We start from the raw sequence: 24,254 nt of genomic DNA on the forward strand, positions 1-24,254 counted from the left end.
GGCGGTCCCCGGCCCTCTTCAGCCGCCCGCCCCGGCCAGCGCCCACCGCGCCACCGTCTCGTAGCGCGGCTGCTCCCCCGGGACCCCCGACCTCGGCAGATTGCTGCGTACGAGACACAGCTCGGCCGCCGTCCAGGGGCGCCCGGCGAAGTCGTCCAAGGCGGTGACGTACGGCGCGAAGTCGGCGGCCTGCCTGCTGCGGGCCACCGTCAGATGCGGGCGGTAGCGGCGGTGCTCCCCCATCGGGACGCCCGCCCTGCGCGCCGCCGCCTCCGCGCGGTCGGCGAGCAGGCGCAGGGTGGTGACGTCTCCCGACACCCCCGCCCACAGGGCCCGGCCGCCGAAGTGGCCGCCGCCCCGGAGGACGAGCGGGACGGGCGGCGTACGCCGGGCGGCCCGGGACAGCCGGTCCGCGAGGGGACCGGTGAGCTCCTCCTCGACCTCGCCGTAGAAGGCGAGCGTGAAGTGCCACCCCGGGCGGCCCGTCCACCTCAGGTCGTCCGCGCCCGGCAGCCGGTGCAACCCGTCCACCGCCGCGCCGAGTTCACGTACCGCTTCCTCGGGTGGCAGCACGGCCGCGAAGAGTCTCATGACGCCACTCTCCCAGGGTCGGGGGCCATGGTTCCCGCTCAGGCCGCGGCCGCCAGCCGTTCCTTGGGGACGAAGCGCACCCGCGGACGGCCGCGGTGCCAGCCGACCGACAGGCGCAGGCCGCCCACGCGGGCCAGGACCAGGCCGACGGCCGTCGCGGCGGCGGCCGAGACCAGACCGCCGAGAGCGAAGCCGACGCGCGGACCGTAGGCGTCGGTGACCCAGCCGACCAGCGGCGCCCCCAACGGCGTACCGCCCACGAAGACCATCATGAACAGCGCCATGACACGGCCGCGCATGACGGGGTCGGTGGCCATCTGGACCGTGGTGTTCGCCGTGACGTTGACCGTCAGCCCGAAGACCCCGATCGGGACCATGAGCAGCGAGAACAGCCACAGCGACGGCACCACGGCCGCCACCGCCTCCAGCAGGCCGAAGGCCAGGGCCGCCGCGATCAGCACGCGCAGCCGGGCCGTGCCGCGGCGGGCGGCGAGCAGCGCGCCGGCCACCGAGCCGACCGCCATCAGCGTGTTGAAGAGGCTGTACGCGCCGGCGCCCGCGTCGAAGACGTCGTCCGCGTAGGCGGAGAGCCAGACCGGGAAGTTGAAGCCGAAGGTGCCGATGAAGCCGACGAGCACGATCGGCCAGACCAGGTCGGGGCGGCCGGCGACATAGCGGAGGCCTTCGCGGAGCTGACCCTTGCCGCGGGGCGCCCGCTCGACCATGTGCAGGTCGCGGGCGCGCATCAGCAGCAGACCCGCGATGGGGGCCACGAAGGACATCCCGTTGAACAGGAACGCCCAGCCGGTGCCCACACCGGTGATCAGCACGCCCGCGACGGCGGGACCGACGAGGCGGGCCGACTGGAAGTTGGCGGAGTTCAGGCTGACCGCGTTCTGCAGCTGGCCGGGACCGACCATCTCGGAGACGAAGGACTGGCGGGCCGGGTTGTCGACGACCGTGGCGAGGCCGACGGCGAACGCCGCGAGGTAGACGTGCCAGACCTGGACGTGGCCGGAGAGGGTCAGGAAGGCGAGCACGAGCCCGGTGACGCCCATGGCCGTCTGGGTGGCCAGCAGGGTGGGGCGCTTGGGGAGACGGTCGACCAGGACGCCGCCGTACAGCCCGAAGAGCAGCATCGGCAGGAACTGCAGCGCGGTGGTGATACCGACCGCGGCGGAGGAGCCGGTGAGGCTGAGCACCAGCCAGTCCTGGGCGATGCGCTGCATCCAGGTGCCGGTGTTGGAGACGACCTGCCCGAGGAAGAACAGCCGGTAGTTCCGGATCCTCAGGGAGCTGAACATCGAGGACGACGCCGCCGAGGGCGACGGGGGTGTTGACGGCGTCGCGGTAAGCCGGAGACGACGGCGAGGCCGCCGGGGCCGAGGGGCCGACGGGGCCGAAGGGGTCCGGGAACCGGATGTGCGGGACGGGCGGGTGGCACCGTCAGGGGCTGGCGGGGAGTCGTGGGTGGCTGGTGCGGGGGCGGAGTCTGCTCCGGGTCCCGAACTCAAAAGGGCTCGCCTCCTTGGGGGCACGGACGGCGGTGTCCGGGGTGAGGGCGTGCCGGCCGGACGTCGGTCGGCACGCCGGGCGGGGCATCAGATCTGCGCGAGCTTCTCCAGGACGGGAGCGGCCTCGCGGAGCTTCGCCCACTCGTCCTCGTCCAGGGCCTCGACCAGGCCGGCCAGCCACGCGTTCCGCCTGCGGCGGCTCTCTTCGAGCATCGCCTCGGCCTTGTCGGTCTGCGTGACGACCTTCTGTCGCCGGTCCTCGGAGTGAGGCTCCAGCCTGACCAGGCCCTTGGCTTCCAGCAACGCGACGATGCGGGTCATCGAGGGCGGCTGCACATGCTCCTTGCGGGCGAGTTCACCCGGTGTGGCGGAGCCACAGCGGGCCAGGGTGCCGAGCACCGACATCTCGGTGGGGCTCAGCGACTCGTCGACCCGCTGGTGCTTGAGTCGACGTGACAGCCGCATCACTGCGGAGCGCAGGGCGTTCACGGCGGCAGCGTCGTCGCCATGGGTGAGGTCAGGCATGTATTTAGCTTAACTCATTACTCTCGCTAAAGAGCATCGGGGTGCCCGTGACACGGACCACTGAATCCTTACGTCACTCATACGAGTGAGTCCCCTGCGGAAAGTGACCCGCTCCGCGCCGAAGTCCGGCGACCCTCGACTCCATGGGGACCAGTGTGCTCAGCCTGCGGATAGACGGGGAGCTGCTCGACCGGCTCCGAGACCATGCCGCCAAACGCGGAATGAGCGTCCAGGACTATGTCGTCCGGACGCTCATTCGCGATGACTTCGACGAGCGGTTCCAGACCGCCGTCGACGAGACGGAGAAGTTCTACGGGGTCACGTGAGCCCGGGAGACCCCGGGAGCCTCTGGAGCCCCGGGAGTCCCCGAAGGGCGGGGACGCGAGACCCCACCCGTCAGGTGAGGCCGAGGGCCGGCATCAGGTAGTAGAAACCGAACACGGCGGCTACGACATACATCGCGACCGGGATCTCCCGGGCGCGGCCGGCCGCCAGGCGCAGCACCACGAAGGTGATGAAGCCCATGCCGATGCCGTTCGTGATCGAGTAGGTGAACGGCATCATCACCATCGTCACGAAGGCCGGGATCGCGATCGTGTGGTCGGCCCAGTCGATCTCGCGCACGGAGCCGGACAGGATCAGGAAGCCGACCGCGAGCAGCGCGGGGGTCGCGGCCTGGGACGGGACCATCGTGGCGACGGGGGTCAGGAAGAGCGCCACGGCGAAGAGCGTGCCGGTGACGACGTTCGCGAAGCCGGTGCGCGCGCCCTCGCCGACGCCCGCCGTGGACTCCACGAAGCAGGTGGTGGCCGAGGAGGAGCTGGCGCCGCCCACGGCGACCGCGATGCCGTCGACGAAGAGGACCTTGTTGATGCCGGGCATGTTGCCCTGCGCGTCGGTCAGCTTGGCCTCGTCGCTGACGCCCATGATCGTGCCCATCGCGTCGAAGAAGCACGACAGCAGCACGGTGAAGACGAAGAGGATGCCGGTCAGCACGCCGACCTTGCCGAAGCCGCCGAAGAGGCTCACCTTGCCCACGAGCCCGAAGTCCGGGGTGGCGACCGGATTGCCCGGCCACTTCGGGGTGGTCAGGCCCCAGGACGGGATCTTGGCGACGGCGTTGACGATCACCGCGAGCACCGTCATGGTGACGATCGAGATGAGGATCGCGCCCGGCACCTTGCGCACGATCAACGCGAGGGTGAGCAGCGTGCCGAGGACGAAGACCAGCACCGGCCAGCCGTTGAGGTGACCGTCGGAGCCGAGCTGCAGCGGCACGGTGGTCTGGGCGACGTCCGGGATGCGGGAGACGAAGCCGGAGTCGACCAGCCCGATCAGCATGATGAACAGGCCGATACCGATCGAGATGCCCTTGCGCAGCCCCAGCGGCACGGCGTTCATGACGCGCTCGCGCAGCCCGGTGGCGACCAGCAGCATCACGATGAAGCCGGCCAGCACGACCATGCCCATGGCGTCCGGCCAGGACATCCGCGGGGCGAGCTGGAGCGCGACGACGGTGTTCACACCGAGGCCGGCCGCCAGCGCGATCGGCACGTTGCCGATGACACCCATGAGGAGCGTCGTGAAGGCCGCGGTCAGGGCGGTCGCGGTGACCAGCTGGCCGTTGTCCAGGTGGTGCCCGTACATGTCCTTCGCGCTGCCCAGGATGATCGGGTTCAGCACGATGATGTAGGCCATCGCGAAGAAGGTGGCGAGACCGCCGCGGATCTCGCGCGGGATGCTCGAGCCGCGCTCGGAGATCTTGAAGTAGCGGTCGAGGGCGCTCCGCGCGGACCGGGACTCCGGCTCCTGCGGGGCGGGGGCCTTGGTGGCGGCCGAGGTGGACATGCGGGTCCTCAAGCGTGCGGGGGGACGGGGAACATGATCGAGTCCGGTCGGCAGTCGATCGCCAACAGGATTTCCCCGGTCCCTGTTGGTGTTTCCTACGAATACAACTGGCCAGACTCGGACCGTTTCAGTATGAACATATGAAACAGAAATGGCTATCTCCGCGCGTAGACCGTTGGTGTGCGCCGGGAACACGGGTGCGAGCGTCGGCCGGTCCGCGGCCTCGTAAGCTGTGCCCATGGCGAAGTGGACCCCCAAGCACGAGGCGCCGGAGCCCCTGGAGGGGCCCGTCGTCGCCACCATCACGGGCGGCACGATCCTCTGGTTCGTCCTCTTCCTGGTGCAGCTGCCGTTCTACGGCTGGTACGACGACCACGGGCACACCTGGTGGGTGTGGACCTGTCTGGCCGGCGCCGGTCTCGGACTCATCGGCATCTGGTACGTCCGCAGGCGCGACGCCGCGATCAAACGGGCCGCGGCGGCAGACACCGCGCCGTCGTCCACCACCGCGGAGTAATTCGGCTCCCCCAGCCGACCTCCTGCCTCCTGCCTCCTGCCTCCTGCCTCCTGCCTCCTGCCTCCTGCCTCCTGCCTCCTGCCTCCTGCCAGGGCATCACAACCCGCCGCGCCCCGTCCTCCCCTGGTCGGATCTTCGGGGCACTCGGCAGGTGAAGCACCCTTTCCGCACGTACCGTCGAATGCATGACGCACATCGACGCGGGCGCGGAACTGGACCCGGTGCACCCCGTGCCCCTCCCCGCCCCCGGTCGGGCCAAGGGGCTGTCCGCCGCCGAAGTCGCCGAAAGGGTGGCGCGCGGCGAGGTGAACGACGTCCCGGTGCGCAGCAGCCGCTCGCTGGGCGAGATCGTCCGCGCGAACGTCTTCACCCGGTTCAACGCGATCATCGGTGTGCTCTGGCTGATCATGCTGTCCGTGGCTCCGTTCCAGGACAGCCTGTTCGGGTACGTGATCATCGCCAACACCGGGATCGGCATCATCCAGGAGTGGCGGGCCAAGAAGACCCTGGACTCGCTCGCGGTGATCGGCGAGGCGAAGCCGACGGTGCGCAGGGACGGGGTCGCCGCCGAGGTCAGCACCTCGCGGATCGTGCTCGGGGACGTGATCGAGATCGGCCCCGGGGACAAGATCGTCGTCGACGGCGCCTGTGTGGAGGCCGACGGCCTGGAGATCGACGAGTCGCTGCTCACGGGCGAGGCCGACCCGGTGGTCAAACGCCGGGGCGACGCGGTGATGTCGGGCAGCTTCGTGGTCGCGGGCGGCGGCGCGTTCACCGCGACGAAGGTGGGCCGGGAGGCGTACGCGGCCCAGCTCGCCGAGGAGGCGTCGCGGTTCACGCTCGTCCACTCCGAGCTGCGCAGCGGTATCTCCACGATCCTCAAGTACGTGACCTGGATGATGGTCCCGACCGCGATCGGTCTGGTCATCAGCCAGCTCGTGGTCAAGCAGCACGGCTTCAAGGACTCCGTCGCGCGGACGGTCGGCGGGATCGTGCCGATGGTCCCCGAGGGTCTCGTCCTCCTCACCTCCGTCGCCTTCGCGATCGGCGTCATCCGGCTTGGCCGGAAACAGTGCCTCGTGCAGGAGCTTCCGGCCATCGAGGGCCTCGCCCGCATCGACACCGTCTGCCTCGACAAGACCGGCACCCTCACCGAGGGCGGCATGGACGTCACCGAGCTGCGGCCGCTGGGGGGTGCCGACGAGTCGTACGTACGCAAGGTCCTCGGGGCGCTCGGCGAGTCCGACCCGCGGCCGAACCCCTCCCTCCAGGCGATCATCGACGCCTACCCGGACAGCGAGGACTGGCGCTGCGTCGAGTCGCTGCCCTTCTCCTCGGCCCGCAAGTACAGCGGGGCGACCTTCAACGAGGGCAACGGCGAGTCCGGTACGTGGCTGCTCGGCGCCCCCGACGTACTGCTGCCCGCCGGCGACCCGGCGCTCGCCGAGACCGATCGGCTGAACGAGGAGGGGCTGCGGGTCCTGCTCCTCGCCCGCGCCACCGGGGACCTCGACGATCCGGACGTGAAGAAGGGCGCCCGGCCGACCGCGCTGGTCGTACTGGAGCAGCGGCTGCGCCCGGACGCGGCGGACATCCTGCGCTACTTCGCCGAGCAGGACGTCCGGGCGAAGGTCCTCTCCGGCGACAACGCGGTCTCGGTCGGCGCGGTGGCCGGGAAGCTCGGTCTGAGCGGCGCGGTCGTGGACGCGCGCCGGCTTCCCGACGAGCGGGAGGAGATGGCGAAGTCACTGGACAAGGGCACGGTGTTCGGGAGGGTCACCCCGCGGCAGAAGCGCGACATGGTGGGCGCGCTGCAGTCGCGCGGGCACACGGTGGCGATGACGGGCGACGGTGTGAACGACGTCCTGGCCCTCAAGGACGCCGACATCGGCGTCTCCATGGGGTCGGGTTCGGAGGCGACCCGGGCGGTCGCCCAGATCGTGCTCCTCAACAACAGTTTCTCGACGCTGCCCTCGGTGGTGGCGGAGGGCCGCCGGGTCATCGGCAACATCACCCGGGTCGCGACCCTGTTCCTGGTGAAGACCGTCTATTCGGTGCTGCTGGCGGTGCTGGTGGTGTGCTGGCGGGTCGAGTACCCCTTCCTGCCCCGGCACCTGACCCTGCTGTCCACCCTGACGATCGGCATCCCGGCGTTCTTCCTCGCGCTCGCCCCCAACACGGAGCGGGCGCGACCGCACTTCGTGCGGCGGGTCATGCGTTACTCGATCCCCGGCGGTGTCATCGCGGCGATCGCCACCTTCGTGACCTATCTGGTGGCCCGTCACCACTACACCGGGCCCGACCAGTTGAACGCGGAGACCAGCGCCGCGACGCTGACGCTGTTCCTGATCTCCATGTGGGTGCTGGCGATCATCGCCCGCCCGTACACCTGGTGGCGGGTCGCCCTGGTGGCCTCGATGGGGCTGGCGTTCGTCGTCGTACTGATCGTGCCGTGGCTCCAGCACTTCTTCGCCCTGAAACTGGTGGGCGTGGAGATGCCGTGGATCGCGGTGGGCATCTCGGTGGTGGCGGCGGCCGTCCTGGAGGTCCTGTGGAGATGGGTGGACCGGCGCATTCCCGCGTGAACCACGCGGTCCCCGCACCCCTGGCGGGGGCGCGGGGACCGCGTGGTGGAGTACGGCGAGCCGGTTACTTCACGTCGACGTAGTCGCCCGCGGCCTTGACGGCCGGGGTGGTCGAGGTGCCCGCGAAGCTGTAGCGGTAGTAACCGTCGACGGAGGCCTTGGTGGTCGTCTTCAGATTGCCGTAGCCGTCGGTCTTGACCGTCTTGACGGTGGTGTACGTGGTGCTGTTCTTCTTGCGGAACTGCAGCTGCACGGACTGGCCGGTGTAGCCCGCGTACTTGTTCGTCTCCCAGTTGGCGCGGGACAGCTTGCCCGTGACCGTGAGGGTCTTGCCCTTCTTCACCGGCTCCGGGGAGGCGTTGACCGTCAGCTTGGAGTAACGCTGCACGTTGGGAGAAGTGAAGCCGCCCTGGTCGGCGATACCGACCTTGGTGATGTCGAAGCTGGAGCTCTCCGGGTTCTGGCCGTTGAGCGCGATGGCCAGGCCCGCGGCCTTCCAGGCACCCGCGTCCGAGTTGAGGAGGTAGCCCTCGGCCGGGTAGATGTCGATGTTGCCCTTGCAGGACGCGGTGGTCGTCGAGGTGACGGTGCACTTCGCCGGGTCGTCGCCGAAGAGCTCGTTGTCCGGGTCGCCGAAGGTGCCCTTGTAGAGGTAGGGGCCGGTCTGGAAGTCGGCAGCAGTGATCTTGACGTCGGTGCCGTGGGTCAGGGTGTACGTGACCGGGACGGCGACGTGGTTGGTGGTGCCGACCGGGATGGCCTTGCCGCTGTTCACCTTGATGTTGGAGAAGGTGACATTGAGGGCGTACGGCGCGTCGTCGGCGGCGGTGGTGGCGGTGAACGCGGTCTTGCCGGACGCGGAGTGCGCTGCTTCCAGGACCTTGGCGACGTCCGCACGGTAGGAAGAGGCCGAGTCGGCGGCGTGCGCGGCCGGCACGACGAACGCGGAGAGGGCCAGGGCGCCGGTAGCGGCAGCCACAGTGGCTCGAATGCGCATGCGATCCCCAAGTGGAGAAAGGGGCCCCTACGGTGGTCGTTCCTCACGGCTCGTCGTCACTCAGGGCCCAAGTGATGTGGAGTCTCTTGACTCGGATGATCAGATCCGTGACGGGGGTGAATGGTTGTACGAGCGGTGAACTCTTTGTGTACACGTGACCAGGACCGCCGTCCACGCAGACGCCGAACGCGAAGGCCGGTGCCGCCCTGGCTGGGCGGCACCGGCCTTCGTCGTACCGGTTCGCGTGCCTACTTCACGTCGACGTAGTCACCGGTGGCGCTGACGACCGGGGTGGTCGTCGTGCCCGCGAAGGAGTAACGGAAGGTGCCGTCGACGGACGCCTTGACCGTCGTCTTCAGTGCGCCGCCACTGGTCGACTTGACCGTCTTGACCGTGGTGTAGGCGCTGGCGCCCTTCTTCTTGAACTGCAGCTTCACCGACTGACCGGTGTATCCCAGGTACTTGCCCGAGTTCCAGCTCGCACGCGTCAGAGCGCCGGTGACCGTGATGGTCTTGCCCTTCTTCACCGGCTCCGGGGACGCGTTGACCGTCAGCTTGGACAGGCGCTGGATCCGGAAGCCCTTGACGTTGTCCTTCTGGACGTAGTTGCCGTCGGTGCCCTGGGCGATCGCCCAGACCTTCCAGCTGCCGGCCAGGCTGTCGATGAGGTCGACGTCCGCCTTGACCGTGTAGGCCGACTTGCAGTTCGACGTGGTGGCGTTGACCTTGGTGCAGGTGGCACGGCCGTTGGACGAGTCGGCCACGGCGCCGCCGTCCAGGTGGTCGAAGTCCGGGCCGTGCCACAGGATCGCCTGTGCCCACTCGACGCCCGAGTTGTCCTTCACGGTGAAGGAGACGGTGAAGGTCTTCTTCGTGGTGGTGCCGAGAACGATGTCCTTGCCGCCGTTCACCACGACGTTCGAGATCGCGGTGTCGCCGCGCGAGTCGTCGGCGGGAGTCTTCACCGCGTCGGCCACGACGGAGCGGGCGGCCGAGGTGGCGCCGGGCCCCTCGGCGGCCTGCGCCGCCGGTACGGCCAGGGCGGAGAGGGCCAGCGCGCCGGTAGCGGCGGCCACGGTGACTCGAATGCGCATGCAGTCCCCAAATGGGAAAGGGGCCCCGACGCCGGTCGTCCGCACGGCTCGTCGTCACTCGGAGCCCAAGTGATGTGGAGTCTCTTGACTCGGGTGATCAGATCCGTGACGGGGGTGAATGGTTGTACGAGGGGTGAGGATTTTGTGCGTACATGACCAAGGCCACATCGAGCGGCCCCGCCGGGCCGGTACGGACGGTCGCCGCGCGCCGTCCGTACCGGCCGCCCACCTCAGTCGAACCAGCGGTCCCGGGCCAGTTCCTCCGTGCGGGACTGGTCCTCCAGCAGGGCCGCGACCTCGAAGCGGCGCGGCCACTGTCCGGCCGCCCAGGCGAGGCCGGCCGCCACGCCCTCCAGGGTGGACGCGTGCAGCACCCCGTCCCGGGTGCGGCGCCAGTCCAGTTCGGTGCCGTCGACGACGAGTTCCTCGTGTTCGACGTACGAGGAGGGGGCCGAGGGGCCCAGCAGGATCCGTACGGACTCGGGTACGTCGTGTTCGGCGCCCTCCGAGGTCACCTCGCCGGTCACCGACTCGCTGAGGCGCCGTACCTGGAACAGTTCGGCGAGCTCGGCGGCGCGGGACGGGCGGACGGGGAGCAGCGGCATGCCGGTGGTGAAGGGCAGCAGGTCGGGCGAGTCGACGACCACGGCGTCGGCGGCGTCCACGACGGTCACCCGTCCGTCCAGCACGGCGCGCAGCTCGTCCGGCAGGGTCACGCGCTCGGGCTCCAGATCGGCCAGCGCGCCGTACAGGGCGTGCAGTTGGGTGCCGGAGACCTCGCGGTCGGGGTCGGCGAGCCGTTCGAGGAGCTCGGCGGCGCCCCCGGGCTCGTCCAGCAGGGCGGCGACGGACGTGCGGACGCCCAGCGCCCGCAGCACCTGCTCGTCGTCGAAGCCGGTCGCGTCGGCCTCGTCGTACAGCCCGCGCAGGAGCGGGTCGCCGCCCGCGGCGAGCAGTCCCGCCGGGTGACGCCCGTCCAGGACGGGATGGCCGCGCAGCCACCAGGCGGAGTACGGCCGGACGATCTCGTGGGTGCCGTCCGGGAGCAGGACGCGCACCGGCTGGGTCAGCGCGTCGCGCAGCGGCGGCCGGGACAGCAGCGCGAGCGCCTGCGGCCACCGCTCGTCGTCCACCAGGTCCAGGTCCCGTACGGCGACGATCTCGGTGGCGACGGGCGGTACGGGGGTGTCGGGCAGCCGGTCGAGGACGTCCTCGCACCACACGTCGACGGCGTCCAGCAGTCCCGCGTCGTCGGGTTCGGCGAAGTCGGAGTCGCGGGGGTCCAGTTCGTCCGGGTCGAGGACGACGTCGGTGGCCCGCACCAGGGTGAAGTTGGCCAGCACACCACAGGCGGCGAGCGGCTGCTCACCCCATCGGTCGGCCAACTCCGATTCGACGAAGGCGAGTTCGTCCTCGCGCATGACCTGGGCGAACGGGCTGCCGGGCAGCACCAGTTCACCGGCGGGGGCGAGTTCGCCCTCCTCGTCCGGCAGGGCGAGGGCGCCGAGCCAGGGCTCGTCGCCGGGTTCGAGCGCGGCGTCGCGGACCAGGGCGAGGACCAGCTCCGCCACTTCCTCGGCGTCCGGCGCCTCCTGGTCCCAGCCGGCCCCCTCGTCGTCGAGCGAGGCAGCGACGGCCGCGCGCACCTGCGGGGTGGTGAGGACCGCGCGGGGAGTGGCCGGGAGGGCGCCCAGTTTTTCCAGCAGCGGGTGGGCGGCGTCCGGGTGGGCGACCTTGAGGCCGAGGCGGGCGAGGGTGTCGGGGGCGGCGGCCCGCATGTCGTCGGAGCCGGGCAGCAGGATCTGCCGGGGCCCCACCGCCGTCCGGCCGTCGGCGAGCGGCACGGGCAGCCCGGACAGCCGGTCCGGGTCCACCCCGGCCAGGCTCTCGTACAGCCGCCACCACCAGCCCGGGTCCTTCTCCAGCCCGGCCAGCCGGTCCACGGCCTCGGCGAGCGGTACGCGGGCGACGCCCAGCGTCCGGAGCTCCGCCCGGCGCTCCAGGCCGGCGGGCAGCAGGCTGGGCAGCACTTCGGCGAGTACCCGGACGGTCTCGGCGCCGGCGCCCTCGACGACCTCGGCGTCACGGGGCCGCAGGGCGGCCGGGTGTTCCGCGGCGCTGCTCTCGGGCCAGTCGGCGGCGGTGTCCGGGCCGCCGTTCTCCGGCGGCGGGACGGCCGGCGGCAGGAAGGCGGTGCGCGGCAGCCGGTCGAGGATCGCGCGGCGCAGGACGCCGTCCAGCTCGCCCTTGCCGAGCGGGCCCGGCACCAGGTCGATGATCCCGGCGTCCACCGGGCTCCAGGCAGCGAGCAGCTCCGCGTACGCGTCCGCCGCGCGCTCCACCAGGAAGTCGGTGAGGGGGCCCGGGGCGGCGTGCCGCCTACTGGTGTCGAGCGGCAGGGAGGCGATGAGCAGGGCGGGGACGCCGAGGGGCTCGTCGCTGGGGGTCGGCGCGTGCACGACCGGGCTGGTGCGGGGGCGGCCCGGGGTGCCGTCGGTGTCGACCGGGACGGCCCAGGTCACCGACCACTGCGGGCGCAGCCGCTCCTCGACCGGGCGGTCGGCCAGCAGGGCCGGGTCCAGGGGGCCGTGGTGGGAGACGGTGCGCCAGCGGGTGGCGCCGTCCCGGGAGTCCTCCAGGGTGACACCGTGCTCCTCGGCCCTGCGGCGCAGGGTGCGCACCTCGCCGCCCGTGCCGCCGTCGCCGATCTCGACGACCACTTCCTCCAGGCCGGGCAAGGCGAGCATGAGCGCGTCGTCGAGCCCTCGCAGCAGGCGCTCGGCGAGATCCTCGGCGGCGGTGTCCCGCAGCGGGAGGATGACGGCGGTGTCGTACGGGTCCGGGGCGGTGCCCTCGGCCGCGAACGGCAGCCGCAGCAGCGGCACATGGCCGTCGCGGCGGCGGATCTCGTCGCCCAGACCCGGGCTGTGGCGGGCGGTGTCGGCCGCCAGTTCGCGGGCCTCGGCGAGGGACCAGCGGATACCGCCGTGCCGGCCGACCACGGCGGGCTCGTCGGTGACCGCGACGACCGCGGCGAAGCCGACGCCGAAGCGGCCGACGGCGGTGTCGGGCGCGTCGCGCTTGGCGGAGGCGCGGAGGGTCGACAGCGACTCGACGCCGGCCGCGTCGAGGGGGGCGCCGGTGTTGGCGGCGACCAGGACCCCGTCGCGGAGGGTGAGCCGCAGGCGGCCGGGGACGTGGGCCCGGGCGGCCGCGTCGGCGGCGTTCTGGGCGAGTTCGACGAGGAGGCGGTCACGGTATCCGCCGAGGACCAGGTCCTCCTCGGCGTTGGCGTCTTCACGGAACCGGGCCGGGCTGGTGGCCCAGGCGTCCAGCACGCCGCGGCGCAGGCGGGCCGTGCCGAACGGGTCCGCGCCCTCGGGTGCCGGTTGCACGAACTTGCTCACGGTTCACTCTCCCTCTGGCTTCACGCGATCGCGAGCGCTGGGCTCGGTCGCCGCACGAAGGTACCGTGCGGGGAGGGGGGCTCCGGCCGGTCCTGGTCACGGGGGCCCCGCGTTGCCCTGCGTTGCCCTGCGGGGCGTGCGCGGGATCCGGCTCGCTGCGGCATGTGCCTTGCCTGCCGGGCCGTGGGGGCTGAGCGCGCAGTTCCCCGCGCCCCTTCAAAGCCCCTGCCAGAACGCGCCTCACACCGGGCCACGCCGCCACGCCCACGGCCCGCACCATGTGCCTTGCCTGCCGGGCCGTGGGGAGTTGCCCGCGCCCAGGGCACCTCGGAAGCGCGCCTCGGCGGGCGGTGTTGTTCAGCCCGTCCGGCGTTCGAGGACGAGGCCGTTCAGGCCGAAGCGGGGGTCCGGGGGCGGCAGCCCCCGGAGACGGGACACCGGGGTCACGAGTGGCCCAGTTCGGACGACGGCTCGTCCGGGGTGATCGAGACCGAACCGGAATCCGGCGAGGGCCGGAGCGGGAAGGGATCGACCCGGGTCTCGTCGATCACCGGCGGCGCCGGCCGCGGCGGCGCCGGCATGACCGCGGCCTCGGAGTGCCCCCCGCACCCGTACGAGAGCGCCACGACCCGCCCGTCCGCCGGCGAGAACTCATTCGCACAGACACCGAACGCCTGTCCGAGCGAGCCCCCGATCGGGTTCAGGAAGCCGCAGCTGACGCACGACGCGGGCGCCGCCTGCGCCATCGCCGTCTTGGGCCCGTACGACTCCTCCCACCGGTCGGCCGCGACATGCAGCCCGTACCGCGAGAGCACCCGCGCCCGGCGCAGTCCGAGCTCCTCCGCCACCGCCGCGATCGAACCGCGGCGCGGCGCGAACGGAAGGTGCGCGGGAACGCCCGCCGTCACCTCCGCGTCCTCCGCCTCCACCAGCTCGGCCATGTCCTGCGAGACGGCGGAGTTCGGCGCGGGCTCGTCCTCACCGGAGAAACCGGGCTCGAGCCGCAGGTCCTCGGCGTCCGTGGGCAGCAGGTCACCGGGGCCCATGTCACCGGGCCGCAGCCGCTCGCTCCACGGCACCCACTCGGGCGCGAGAAGGGCGTCCGAGCCGGGCAGCAGCACCGTCTCGTCCAGGGTGACGATCTTCGCCCGGGAGGCACGGGCGACCGTCACCGCCCAGCGCCAGCCCCGGTAGCCGAACTCCTTGCACTCGAAGTAGTGCGTGACGACACGGTCCCCCTCGGAGACCACCCCCACATGTTCACCGACGACGCCGGGGGCGGCTGCCTCCTCGGCGGCGGTGCGCGCGAGGTCGACGGCCTCGGCGCACAGACGGTCGGGGGTGCGGCTTCGCGTGGTCGCTGCGCTCACAGGTATCGCTTCTCTCCTACGCCGTCTCACGGGTGCGCCCTTCCTCGGCGGCGGTGCGGACGGAGCGGACCGGTGGGCCGCGTCGACGTCCGCGCCCGATCGCGCTCGGGCGCACCTACGTCATCCATTCTGCGGGATGACCGAGAGGCGCGCGGCCGAGAACAACCGCCGCAGGCGCGTTACGCACGCTACCTTCTCCTGAGCCCTGGGCCCACACCGGCGGGGCGCTTCCGCACTCCGAGCCGGTGTTCTTCGTCGCCACGAGGCGGCGTTTTCCCACCGTCCGCCCCTTCTCGGCCGGACCGGAAGGGGCCCCGCCGCGTCGCTCCCGGTCGGCCGAAAAACGCCCACGGCCCCTTCACGGCGGACCGGCACGGGCCCGCACCGGCCCCACTCGGCCCCTATACGCGTGGTAACCGCACTACCCACGCCCTTCTCGGGGCACTATTGCGGAGTGGCAGCCGCGAGGTCGTCCCAGGGAACCGCCGGAATCGGTGGCACCAAGGGGAGCATCCGAAGGGGCGGGCCGGGCCGGATGAGCGGGTCCGTCCGCGCGGTCGGCCGTGCCCTGCACTTCCCGTTCACCGGCACGGCCCGCGGAATCCGCAAGGCGACGCACGCGCACGGGGCGGGTGAGTCCGGCCTCGGCAAACTGATCGAACTGCACGCGGTCAACGGCGCCGGCGACGTCATGATCACCATCGCCCTCGCCTCCACCGTCTTCTTCTCCGTGCCCACCGACGAGGCCCGCGGCCGCGTCGCCCTCTACCTCGCCATCACCATGGCGCCCTTCACCCTCCTCGCCCCGGTGATCGGCCCGCTCCTGGACCGCCTGCCGCACGGCCGCCGGGCCGCGATGGCCGGCGCGATGCTCGCCCGGGCGATGCTCGCCCTGCTGCTGTCGGGCGCGGTCGCCAGCGGCAGCCTGGAGCTGTATCCCGCCGCGCTGGGGGTGCTCGTCGCGTCCAAGGCGTACGGAGTGGTGCGCAGCGCCGTCGTGCCCCGGCTGCTCCCGCCCGGCTTCTCCCTGGTGAAGGCCAATTCGCGGGTCACCCTGGGCGGACTGCTCGCCACCGGCGTCGCCGCGCCCGTCGGAGCGGGACTGCAGGCCCTCGGTCCGCGCTATCCGCTCTACGGCGCCTTCGCGATCTTCGTCGCGGGGACGTTCCTGTCGTTCACCCTGCCGCCGAAGGTCGACTCGGCCAAGGGCGAGGACCGGGCGCTGCTGGCCGCGGACGAGGAGCACGTGCGCGGGCCGCGACGGGAGAGGACACCGCGTCCCGGGCTGCGCACCGTCGGTACGGCGGTCACCCACGCCCTCGCCGCCAACGCCGCCCTGCGCTGCCTCTCCGGCTTCCTGATCTTCTTCCTCGCCTTCCTGCTGCGCGAGCACCCGCTCACCGGCGAGAGCGCGGCCGTCTCGCTCGGGATCGTCGGCGTGTCGGCCGGCGCGGGCAACGCGCTCGGCACCGCGGTCGGGGCCTGGCTGAAATCCCGCGCCCCCGAGATCATCATCGTGACCGTCGTGGCGTGCGTGCTGGGCGCCGCGATCACCGCCGCCCTCTTCTTCGGGGCCGTCCTGGTGGCCTGCCTCACGGCGGTCGCCGGGTTCTCGCAGGCGCTCGCCAAGCTGTCCCTGGACGCGCTGATCCAGCGGGACGTGCCCGAACTCGTACGGACCTCCGCCTTCGCGCGCTCCGAGACGCTGCTGCAGGTGGCCTGGGTGTTCGGCGGCGCGATCGGCATCGTGCTGCCCCTCAACGGCACGCTGGGCCTCGCCGTGGCCGCCGCGATCGTCGCCGTCGGGTGGCTCACCACCGTCCGGGGGCTGATCGGCGCGGCCCGGCACGGAGGCACGGCGCGGCCACGCGTGGCATGACTGCGGCACGCCGTACCCCACGTGGGGAGAGCGGTGGACGTGCCCGATAGCCTTCGCCCATGACCTCCCTGCCCCGCGGCAGAGCCGCCAATGGACATCACCGTCGCGCCGTTGCCGCTCTCGGCGCCGTTTCCGCCGGACTTCTCGTCCTGTCCGCCTGTGACAAGCCGACGCCGCTGGCCACGATCACGGTCGGCAAGAGCTCGGTGAGTTCCGAGACCGACTGCTACAACGACGGCAAGGCGGTGAGCAGCGCGGACCTGGCCAAGTGCCTCAAGGCCAAGGACATCAAGTCCATCAAGGTCGACCCCGACGACACCGTGCGGTTCGGCGTGGACCCGAAGATCGCGGACAACGGCTGGACGATCCTGATGAACGGTCAGCCGCTGACCGACTCCAGCAAGAAGACCTACCGGACGATTCCGGGAAGCGTGTTCTTCAACGCCCAGTACGGAGCCAGCGGCAACTCCACGCTCGTCTCCATCAAGGAGGGCGACAAGACGGTGACCGGACTGTGGTCGTTCAAGCTCAAGAAGGACGCCTGATCGCTGCCGCAGGGCCGAAGGTGCTGGTGGCCACCGCGGTTCCGGTCGAACGGGACGCGGTGGCCGGGGCGTTCACGGGCCCGCACCATGAGGTGCGGCTCCCCGGGGTGACCCTGCACCGGCTGCGCCCCGCCTCCGCCGTCCCGCCGCCCGGCGCCGCGCCCGCCGCCGGGCCGACCCTCGATCTGCTGGCCGCGGGTGTCGGCCCCGCCCTCGCCGCCGCCTCCGTCGCTGCCGCGCTCACCGCGGGCGCTCTCGAAGGCGCCCCCTACGACCTGGTCGTCTCCACCGGCATCGGCGGCGGTTTCCAGCCGGACGCGCCCGTCGGATCCCTCGTCCTCGCCGACGAGATCACCGCCGCGGACCTGGGCGCCGAGACCCCGGACGGGTTCCTCCCGGTGACGGAACTCGGCTTCGGCACCGTCACTCACCGTCCGCCCGAAGCACTCGTACGGGAGCTCGTGGCCGTCACCGGCGCGCGCGCCGGGACCGTACTGACCGTGTCCACCATGACCGGCACCGCCGAACGCACCGCCGCACTGCGCGCCCGCCACCCCCGCGCCCTCGCCGAGGCCATGGAGGGCTTCGGCGTGGGCGAGGCCGCCGCCGCCCACGGCGTGCCCGTGCTGGAGCTGCGCGCGGTGTCGAACGCCGTCGGCCCGCGCGACCGCGCCGCCTGGCGCATCGGCGAGGCTCTCGCGGCCCTCACCGAGGGTTTCGGGAAGCTCGCGCCCGTCCTGGAGAGTTGGAACCCACATGAGCCCTGAGAAACTGCCCGAGCCCCTGCGGATCGCGTACTCGCCCTGCCCGAACGACACCTTCGTCTTCGACGCCTGGGCCCACGGCCGCGTCCCCGGCGCGCCCGCCCTCGACGTGACGTTCGCGGACATCGACATCACCAACGGCATGGCCGAGCGCGGCGAGTCCGACGTACTGAAGGTGTCGTACGCCGTGCTGCCGTACGTCCTCGACGAGTACGCGCTGCTGCCCTGCGGCGGCGCGCTGGGCCGGGGCTGCGGCCCGCTGGTGCTGACCCGGGAGCCGGGGGCCGACCTGGCGGGCCGTACGGTCGCCGTGCCCAGCGAGACGTCGACGGCGTACCTGCTCTTCCGTCTGTGGGCGGCGGACACGGTACCGGGCGGCGTGGGCGAGATCGTCGTGATGCCGTTCCACGAGATCATGCCCGCCGTGCGGGACGGGAAGGTGGACGCCGGACTCGTCATCCACGAAGCCCGTTTCACGTACCAGAACTACGGGCTGCACAAGCTCGCCGACCTGGGAGAGCACTGGGAGCTGACGACCGGGCTGCCCATCCCGCTCGGCGCGATCATCGCCAGACGCTCGCTGGGACAGGAGCGCCTGACCGAACTCGCCGCCGCGACCCGCGCCTCGGTCCGTGCCGCCTGGGACGACCCCGAGGCCTCCCGCCCGTACGTCCTCGCGCACGCCCAGGAGATGGACCCCGCCGTCGCCGACCAGCACATCGGCCTGTACGTCAACGAGTTCACCGCCGACCTCGGCGAGGACGGCTACGCGGCGGTCCGCGGCCTGCTCACGCGCGCCGCGGCCGAGGGACTGGTGCCGCCCCTCGGCCCGGACGCGCTGCGATTCCCGTAGCCCGGTATTCGAACCGCCGGGAGCTTCCCGTGGCCGGGGCTACACGTCGAGTTGGTCGGCGACCGCCCGCAGCAGGCCCGCGATCTTCTTCCCGGAGGTCTTCTCCGGGTAACGGCCCCTCTCCAGCATCGGTGTGATGTTCTCGAGGAGGGTCGTCAGGTCCTGCACGATGGAGGCCAGTTCGTCCGGCTTGCGGCGCTGGGCGGCCGCGACGGAGGGGGTGGGGTCCAGGATGGTCACCGAGAGCGCCTGGTCGCCGCGCTGGCCGGCGACGACGCCGAACTCCACACGCTGGCCCGGCTTGAGAGCATCGACTCCGGCGGGCAGGACCGAGGAGTGGACGAAGACGTCGCCGCCGTCGTCGCGGGAGAGAAAGCCGAAGCCCTTCTCACTGTTGAACCACTTGACCTGGCCGGTAGGCACGTCTGTCCTCGTCCTCGTACTCGTCGGGAACCGCTCTGAAAACTGCTCGGGCACTTACGTCGGAAGTTGCTCCGGCAACTTCGGGCAACCATCGGGAAACCGCTCCGGACAGCACTGCGGCGGGCCGTCCGACCCGCCGGTACCAAGGCTAATGGTCCGGGGGCCACTGACAAGACGTCGCCTGACTGTTCCTTCGCGCTGGGAACTACCCTGGTCCGGTGCGTGACAAAACCCAACCGAATTCCGCAGAACCGGGTGACCGGCTGATCCGCGCCGGTGCTCTCGTGTTCTTTGCCGGTGCCGTGGCCACACTCGTCACCGTGACCCCACTGCTTCTCGACACCAAACCCTTTCCGACCTACATGTTCGGCTTGAGCATGCTCATGGGTGTCGGTTTTCTGATCGCCGGAGCCGGGGTGCTCCGGTCGGTCGCGGCCGGCCGCCGCCGGGCCCGCGCGGTTCAGGCGGGCGCGGCCCCGCGGTAGCCGCCCAGCCACGCCGGGAACTGCGTCAGGTCGGTGAGGACGACGTCCGCGCCCGCCGCGCGCAGCTCCGCCGCGTCGCACGGCCCGGTGGCCACGGCGACGGAGTACGCGTCCGCGGTGCGCGCGCCGCGGACGTCGCCGGTGTGGTCACCGACGTACACGCTCGCGCCGTGCTCGCGCAGGGCCTCCGCCTTCCGCTCGGCCCACAGGTCGCCGACGACCGCGTCCGCGCCGATCCCCAGGTGCTTGAGGTGCAGTTTGGCGTTGGGCTCCCACTTCGCCGTGACGACGACGGCACGGCCGCCCGCCGCCCGCACCGCCTCGACGGCCTCGTGGGCACCCGGCATGGCGAGCGTGCCGGTGATGGCGTAGGCGGGATACAGCTCGCGGTAGAGGTCGGCGACGGCCGGGACCCGCTCCGCCGGGAACCAGTTGACGAGCTCCTCCTCCAGCGGCGGCCCGAGCCGGGTGACGACGAGGTCGCAGTCGATGTACGTGTCCGTGCGTGCCGAGAGCGCCTGGTAGCAGGCGTGGATGCCGGGGCGGGAGTCGATCAGGGTCATGTCGAGGTCGAAGCCGACGGTCAGCCCGCGCGAGGGCATCGGTGCGATATGCATATGGACCATTGTGCCCAGGCCGGGCACGGGGTGGTCCGGGCTGGGGTCCGGGGTCCTTCAGCGGCGGCGCTGGGAGCGCCACACCAGGTACAGGGCCGAGGCGACCGCCGCACCGCGCACCACCCACGGCCAGGTGTCCGCGAGCGCCTCGTCCATGTGGCCCTCGGCGATCGGCTCGCCCCAGCGGCCGTCAGTACGGCCCCACAGCCACACGATGCCGGCCGCGGCCACCAGGCCCGGCATGCCGAGGACGGCCCACTTCGACTCGTGCGGGCTCAGACGGCGGGACGCGTAGGCGATGAGCCAGCCGAGCCCGAGCGCGAACCAGTTGCCGAGGGCGGCACCCGCGACGAGGAGGACGGCGGCGAGCAGGAGCAGGGGGTTGCTCCACGTACGCGGGCGGGGGAACCGCACCCGGGGCGTGCGGCCCTCGTCCTCGATGCCGGGGACGGCCTTCTCGGCCTTGGGCCCACTCGTCGCCGGCACCGGTTTCGCCCGTGCCCTCCACCGGCGCCACGATGTGGCCGGTTTCGGTGCGGGGGCCGCCTCTTCACCGGAATCGGCGTCCGCTTCGACGCCGGCATCCGCATCGGCATCGATGCCGGGATCGGCCTTCCGGGGCCTGGGCGGTGGTCTGAGCAGTCCGGGGATCTCCACACCGCCGACGAAACCCGGCACGCCGTCCCCGAGTTCGAACGGGTCGCCGTCCACCCGCCACCAGTCCGCCGGGGCGGAGGCCTCGCCCGGTTCGTAGGAGCCGGCGTGATGAGGCGGCGAGAGGTGGTCGCCGGTGGCGGCCTCAAGACCGTCCTCGTCGGAGGTGCGCCGCGGCCTCGGGACGACCCTGCGCAGACCCTTGGGGCGGGCCTCCGGCTCACCGGCGCGCTGGGTGGGCACGGCGGCCCGGGTGTCCGCGCCCGGCTCGGACGCGCCCTGACGGGCCGACGTGACGATCTCGTCCGGTGTGCCCAGGCGGGAGAGGATGCGGCGGACGGCGGCCGGGTTGTCGACGGGAGCCTTCGACCGGCGGCGGTCGATCTCGTTGCGCAGCTCCGAGACGAGTCGCATACGGGTGGCCGAGGGCAGCTGGCGCTGCTGGGCCAGGTCGCCGACGCGGCTCAGATAGTCGAATACGAGCTGGTCGCTCTCAATCCCCACGAAGTCCCCTCCGGGGCGCGTGCGTTGAATACCCCGTGGCCACGACGGTACCGCGTCGGGGCCCGCTCCCGGGGGCTGCCGCCCCCGGACCCCCGCTCCGGCCTCAAGGGCCTTGTCCTCAAACGCCGGACGGGCTGAAGGACATACCCCCGGCCGGAACCATCCAACGCGGACCGACACCTCCAGTCCGCCCGGCGCGGCCCCGCATCTCCAGGCCACCCGGAACTATCCGGCGCGGGCCCGCATATCCAGCCCGTCCGGCGTTTGAGGACGAGCCCTTCGGGCGATGCGGGGGTCCAGGGGCGGCAGCCCCTGGCGGGGTCCGGGGCGGAGCCCCAGGACGGACGATGGGGGTCCCCCCTGCTCGAGCGAAGCCGAGAGCTTGGGGGAGGGTAGGGGCGGCGGGGGCGCGGAACCACTACCGTTGAGCGGATGAGGACAGAGGAGCAGCGCGACCCGGACCCCGCCCCGGCGGGCACCCCGCCGCGCTCACTGGCGGAAGCCCTCCGCACGAGGGACGACACCTCCCTGTCGGCCCTCCTTCGCATCCGGCCGGATCTCATCACCCCCGTCCCGACCGACCTGACGCAGCTCGCCACCCGCGCCGGCACCCGCGCCTCGGTCGTCAGGGCCCTGGAGCGCCTCGACCGGTTCGCCCTGCAGACGGCGGAGGCCCTGGCGGTGGCGTCGGACCCGGCGACGCACGACGAACTGATGGGCCTGATGGCGGGCGACGACCGCGACCCGGCGGTCACGGCGGCGTTCCCGCACGCGCTCGCCACCCTGCGCGAACAGGCCCTCGTCTGGGGCACCGACGACCGTCTCCGGCTGGTGCGCACGGCGCGCGAACTGCTCGCCCCGGGCCCCCAGCACCCCTCCCCCACCGGCCTCGGCCCGACGGTCGCCGAGGCCACGGCGGGCATGTCCCCGGGCCGTATCCAGGAGATCGTGGCCGCCTGCGGTCTGCCGACCACCCACGACTCCGTCTCCGCGGTGGCCTCGCTGACCACCCTGTTCACCGACCGGAGGCGGATGCCGGCGCTGCTCGACACGGCGCCCGCCGAGTCGCTGGAGGTGCTGTCCCGGCTGGTGTGGGGGCCGCCGTACGGCCAGGTGACGGCCGATCCGGCGCGTCATCTGCGCTGGTTGATCGACCGCGCGCTGCTGCTGCCGACGGCGCCCGGCACGGTCGTGCTGCCCCGTGAGGTGGCCCTGCATCTGCGGGCGGGCCGCGCGCACCGGGAGACGGACCCGGTGGCGCCGGCCCTCGAACAGGCCCGGACGCACCGTCCGCAGATGGTGGACACGACCGCGGCCGGCCAGGCCTACACCGCCCTCGCCACCGTCGAGGAACTGCTCAAGGACTGGCACGAGGGCGGGCCCTCCGTGCTGCGCGCCGGCGGTCTGAGCGTGCGGGACCTGAAGCGGACGGCGGTCGCCCTGGACGTGTCGGAACCGGTGGCCGCGTTCTGGGTCGAGCTGGCCTACGCGGCCGGGCTGCTGGCCACGGACGGCGAGGCCGACGAACGGTACGCGGCGACGCCCGGTTACGACGAGTGGCTGGAGCTGCCCTCCGGTGAACGCTGGGCCCTCCTCGCCTCGGCGTGGCTGGCCGCGACCCGCACGGCGGGCCTGATCGGCGGGCGGGACGCGAAGGACCGTACGTTGTCGGCGCTGGGGCCGGGTCTGGACCGCTCCGCGGCCCCCGAGGTCCGCCACCGTGTCCTCGCCCTCCTCGCCGGTCTCCCGGAGGGCTCCTCCCCCGTCCCGGACTCCGTCGTCGCCCGGCTCCACTGGGAGCGTCCCCCGCGCGGTCCCCGGACCGCCGCCGGCGACGACCTGCGCGGCCGGCTGGCCCGCTGGACCCTGTCCGAGGCGGAGCTGCTGGGGGTCACCGGCCGAGGCGCGCTGTCGGCGCAGGGACGGGCCCTGCTGGGGTTGCCGCCGGCTCCGGCCCACGACACCGCGTCCGGGTCCGGATCCGTGGGCGCGAGTGCCGGAAGAGGCGCCGGGGCAGGGGCCAGGCTTCCCGTGCACAGACACCACCGCGCCGCCGCCGAGCTTGGCCGCGCCCCTCCCCCGGACCCCGGCCGAACGGGCCGCCGCCGCCGCACAGGCCGCCCGGATCCTCGGGCCGCTGCTCCCCGAGCCCCTGGACCACGTCCTCCTCCAGGCCGACCTGACCGCTGTCGCGCCCGGCCCCCTGGAACGCCCCCTGGCCGACACCCTCGGTGTGCTCGCGGACGTCGAGTCGAAGGGCGGGGCGACGGTCTACCGTTTCACCCCGGGGTCGGTACGGCGGGCCCTGGACGCCGGCCGTTCGGCCTCCGACCTGCACGCTTTCCTCACGGCGCACTCCCGCACCCCGATCCCGCAGCCGCTCACCTATCTGATCGACGACGTGGCCCGCAGGCACGGCCATCTGCGGATCGGCGCGGCGTCGGCGTACGTCCGCTGCGACGACGACGCCCTGCTGAACGAGATCCTCGCCGACAAGCGCTCCCAGGGGCTGCGGCTCAGACGCCTCGCGCCCACCGTGCTCGCCGCGCAGGCCGACCCGGCCGCCCTCCTGGAGGGTCTGCGTTCCATGGGGTTCGCGCCGGCCGCCGAGTCCGCCGAGGGGGACGTGCTGATCACCCGCGCGCACGCCCACCGCACTCCGCCGCGTTCCGCCCCCGAGCCCGTCCCGGACGGCCCGCCGGTGCCCGACGCCACCCTCCTGGGCGCCGCGATCCGCGCCATCCGCGCGGGTGACCTGGCCTCCACTAGCCCGCGCAAGGGCGCCCAGGCCGATCTGCCGGGCACCGGTGAGCTGCCCCGCACCAGCTCCGCGGAGACCCTCGCCACCATGCAGGCCGCCGTCATGACCGGCGGGACCGTGTGGATCGGGTACGTCAACGCCGAGGGCGCAGCCAGCCAGCGCGTGATCGCCCCGATCCGCGTCGAGGGCGGCTTCGTGACGGCGTACGACCACACGGCCGACGAGGTCCGCACCTATCCGCTGCACCGCGTCACGGGGGTGGCGGAACTGGCGGACGACCAGCAGTGATCACCCGTTCGTAAGGCACACTTGAGGTTTGGC

19 protein-coding genes and 1 pseudogene are annotated in these 24,254 nt (G+C 72.4%); 9 read left to right on the forward strand and 11 right to left on the reverse strand.

Features of this window, described 5'->3' with window-relative positions; genetic code table 11:
- Positions 1–18 precede the first annotated feature (18 nt).
- From thpR to HEP85_RS18295, 3 genes are all read right to left on the reverse strand, one after another.
- On the reverse strand, positions 19–591 hold the full coding sequence (gene thpR / locus HEP85_RS18285) for an RNA 2',3'-cyclic phosphodiesterase (RefSeq protein ID WP_168528692.1): 573 nt from the start codon (positions 589–591) through the stop codon (positions 19–21).
- 38 nt (positions 592–629) lie between these two features.
- On the reverse strand, positions 630–1,895 hold the full coding sequence (locus tag HEP85_RS18290) for an MFS transporter (protein WP_168528693.1): 1,266 nt from the start codon (positions 1,893–1,895) through the stop codon (positions 630–632).
- Positions 1,896–2,192: 297 nt separating this feature from the next.
- A complete protein-coding gene (locus HEP85_RS18295) occupies positions 2,193–2,630 on the reverse strand; it encodes a MarR family winged helix-turn-helix transcriptional regulator (protein ID WP_168528694.1) in 438 nt (145 codons plus the stop codon).
- A gap of 143 nt (positions 2,631–2,773) precedes the next feature.
- Between HEP85_RS18295 and HEP85_RS18300 the strand changes: the two genes are divergently transcribed.
- Complete coding sequence (locus HEP85_RS18300; protein ID WP_148008990.1) at positions 2,774–2,956, forward strand: ribbon-helix-helix protein, CopG family; 183 nt, start codon at positions 2,774–2,776, stop codon at positions 2,954–2,956.
- Between the two features lie 70 nt (positions 2,957–3,026).
- On the opposite strand, the gene HEP85_RS18305 is transcribed toward HEP85_RS18300, so the two are convergent.
- Complete coding sequence (locus HEP85_RS18305) at positions 3,027–4,478, reverse strand: NCS2 family permease (RefSeq protein ID WP_168528695.1); 1,452 nt, start codon at positions 4,476–4,478, stop codon at positions 3,027–3,029.
- 238 nt (positions 4,479–4,716) lie between these two features.
- On the opposite strand from HEP85_RS18305, the gene HEP85_RS18310 reads away from it, so the two are divergent.
- Both HEP85_RS18310 and HEP85_RS18315 read left to right on the forward strand, forming a co-directional pair.
- Positions 4,717–4,995 carry a DUF2530 domain-containing protein gene (locus tag HEP85_RS18310; protein WP_168528696.1) on the forward strand — a complete coding sequence of 93 codons (279 nt, stop codon included), beginning with the start codon at positions 4,717–4,719 and terminating at the stop codon, positions 4,993–4,995.
- 185 nt (positions 4,996–5,180) lie between these two features.
- Positions 5,181–7,580: a cation-translocating P-type ATPase gene (locus HEP85_RS18315; RefSeq protein WP_168528697.1), complete on the forward strand. Its 2,400-nt coding sequence runs from the start codon at positions 5,181–5,183 to the stop codon at positions 7,578–7,580.
- Between the two features lie 64 nt (positions 7,581–7,644).
- Here the strand turns inward: HEP85_RS18315 and HEP85_RS18320 are convergent, their stop codons facing one another.
- The 4 genes from HEP85_RS18320 to HEP85_RS18335 all read right to left on the reverse strand — a co-directional run bounded on the left by HEP85_RS18320 (position 7,645) and on the right by HEP85_RS18335 (position 14,448).
- Positions 7,645–8,577, reverse strand: coding sequence for a hypothetical protein (locus HEP85_RS18320; protein WP_168528698.1), 933 nt, complete (start codon positions 8,575–8,577; stop codon positions 7,645–7,647).
- A gap of 248 nt (positions 8,578–8,825) precedes the next feature.
- Positions 8,826–9,671, reverse strand: coding sequence for a DUF5707 domain-containing protein (locus HEP85_RS18325; RefSeq protein ID WP_168528699.1), 846 nt, complete (start codon positions 9,669–9,671; stop codon positions 8,826–8,828).
- A gap of 230 nt (positions 9,672–9,901) precedes the next feature.
- A complete protein-coding gene (locus HEP85_RS18330; RefSeq protein ID WP_369657757.1) occupies positions 9,902–13,078 on the reverse strand; it encodes a sacsin N-terminal ATP-binding-like domain-containing protein in 3,177 nt (1,058 codons plus the stop codon).
- 443 nt (positions 13,079–13,521) lie between these two features.
- Positions 13,522–14,448, reverse strand: a complete 927-nt coding sequence (locus HEP85_RS18335) for a DUF3027 domain-containing protein (RefSeq protein ID WP_168528700.1) — start codon at positions 14,446–14,448, stop codon at positions 13,522–13,524.
- 454 nt (positions 14,449–14,902) lie between these two features.
- Between HEP85_RS18335 and HEP85_RS18340 the strand changes: the two genes are divergently transcribed.
- From HEP85_RS18340 to HEP85_RS18355, 4 genes are read left to right on the forward strand one after another with little or no spacing between them, the layout of a single operon-like run.
- A complete protein-coding gene (locus HEP85_RS18340; RefSeq protein WP_211118018.1) occupies positions 14,903–16,327 on the forward strand; it encodes an MFS transporter in 1,425 nt (474 codons plus the stop codon).
- 59 nt (positions 16,328–16,386) lie between these two features.
- A complete protein-coding gene (locus HEP85_RS18345) occupies positions 16,387–16,872 on the forward strand; it encodes a DUF2771 domain-containing protein (RefSeq protein WP_168528702.1) in 486 nt (161 codons plus the stop codon).
- Between the two features lie 26 nt (positions 16,873–16,898).
- A complete protein-coding gene (locus HEP85_RS18350) occupies positions 16,899–17,639 on the forward strand; it encodes a futalosine hydrolase (RefSeq protein WP_168528703.1) in 741 nt (246 codons plus the stop codon).
- Positions 17,629–18,489 carry a 1,4-dihydroxy-6-naphthoate synthase gene (locus tag HEP85_RS18355; protein ID WP_168528704.1) on the forward strand — a complete coding sequence of 287 codons (861 nt, stop codon included), beginning with the start codon at positions 17,629–17,631 and terminating at the stop codon, positions 18,487–18,489. The genes HEP85_RS18350 and HEP85_RS18355 overlap by 11 nt, the downstream gene beginning before the upstream one ends.
- Positions 18,490–18,528: 39 nt before the next feature.
- On the opposite strand, the gene HEP85_RS18360 is transcribed toward HEP85_RS18355, so the two are convergent.
- Positions 18,529–18,912, reverse strand: a complete 384-nt coding sequence (locus HEP85_RS18360; protein WP_153289949.1) for a cold-shock protein — start codon at positions 18,910–18,912, stop codon at positions 18,529–18,531.
- Between the two features lie 218 nt (positions 18,913–19,130).
- On the opposite strand from HEP85_RS18360, the gene HEP85_RS18365 reads away from it, so the two are divergent.
- Positions 19,131–19,397 carry a hypothetical protein gene (locus HEP85_RS18365; RefSeq protein ID WP_329526730.1) on the forward strand — a complete coding sequence of 89 codons (267 nt, stop codon included), beginning with the start codon at positions 19,131–19,133 and terminating at the stop codon, positions 19,395–19,397.
- On the opposite strand, the gene HEP85_RS18370 is transcribed toward HEP85_RS18365, so the two are convergent.
- Positions 19,373–20,014 (reverse strand): HAD family hydrolase, encoded by a 642-nt coding sequence (locus HEP85_RS18370; protein ID WP_168528706.1) that lies wholly within the window; start codon positions 20,012–20,014, stop codon positions 19,373–19,375. The two genes, HEP85_RS18365 and HEP85_RS18370, sit on opposite strands and share 25 nt — an antisense overlap.
- A gap of 57 nt (positions 20,015–20,071) precedes the next feature.
- Positions 20,072–21,172, reverse strand: a complete 1,101-nt coding sequence (locus tag HEP85_RS18375; RefSeq protein ID WP_168528707.1) for a hypothetical protein — start codon at positions 21,170–21,172, stop codon at positions 20,072–20,074.
- A 432-nt stretch (positions 21,173–21,604) separates the two neighbouring features.
- Here HEP85_RS18375 and HEP85_RS18380 point away from each other — a divergent pair.
- Positions 21,605–24,221: pseudogene (locus tag HEP85_RS18380) on the forward strand (helicase-associated domain-containing protein).
- Positions 24,222–24,254: the final 33 nt, after the last annotated feature.

Origin of the sequence: Streptomyces sp. RPA4-2, from assembly GCF_012273515.2 — a bacterium.
Classification (GTDB): domain Bacteria; phylum Actinomycetota; class Actinomycetes; order Streptomycetales; family Streptomycetaceae; genus Streptomyces; species Streptomyces kaempferi.

Bases quoted from the DNA above. Each gene is read 5' to 3' on its own strand.
- thpR (WP_168528692.1), bottom strand. From the start codon at position 591: ATGAGACTCTTCGCGGCCGTGCTGCCACCCGAGGAAGCGGTACGTGAA.
- HEP85_RS18290 (WP_168528693.1), bottom strand. From the start codon at position 1,895: ATGTTCAGCTCCCTGAGGATCCGGAACTACCGGCTGTTCTTCCTCGGG.
- HEP85_RS18295 (WP_168528694.1), bottom strand. From the start codon at position 2,630: ATGCCTGACCTCACCCATGGCGACGACGCTGCCGCCGTGAACGCCCTG.
- HEP85_RS18300 (WP_148008990.1), top strand. From the start codon at position 2,774: ATGGGGACCAGTGTGCTCAGCCTGCGGATAGACGGGGAGCTGCTCGAC.
- HEP85_RS18305 (WP_168528695.1), bottom strand. From the start codon at position 4,478: ATGTCCACCTCGGCCGCCACCAAGGCCCCCGCCCCGCAGGAGCCGGAG.
- HEP85_RS18310 (WP_168528696.1), top strand. From the start codon at position 4,717: ATGGCGAAGTGGACCCCCAAGCACGAGGCGCCGGAGCCCCTGGAGGGG.
- HEP85_RS18315 (WP_168528697.1), top strand. From the start codon at position 5,181: ATGACGCACATCGACGCGGGCGCGGAACTGGACCCGGTGCACCCCGTG.
- HEP85_RS18320 (WP_168528698.1), bottom strand. From the start codon at position 8,577: ATGCGCATTCGAGCCACTGTGGCTGCCGCTACCGGCGCCCTGGCCCTC.
- HEP85_RS18325 (WP_168528699.1), bottom strand. From the start codon at position 9,671: ATGCGCATTCGAGTCACCGTGGCCGCCGCTACCGGCGCGCTGGCCCTC.
- HEP85_RS18345 (WP_168528702.1), top strand. From the start codon at position 16,387: ATGACCTCCCTGCCCCGCGGCAGAGCCGCCAATGGACATCACCGTCGC.
- HEP85_RS18355 (WP_168528704.1), top strand. From the start codon at position 17,629: ATGAGCCCTGAGAAACTGCCCGAGCCCCTGCGGATCGCGTACTCGCCC.
- HEP85_RS18370 (WP_168528706.1), bottom strand. From the start codon at position 20,014: ATGCATATCGCACCGATGCCCTCGCGCGGGCTGACCGTCGGCTTCGAC.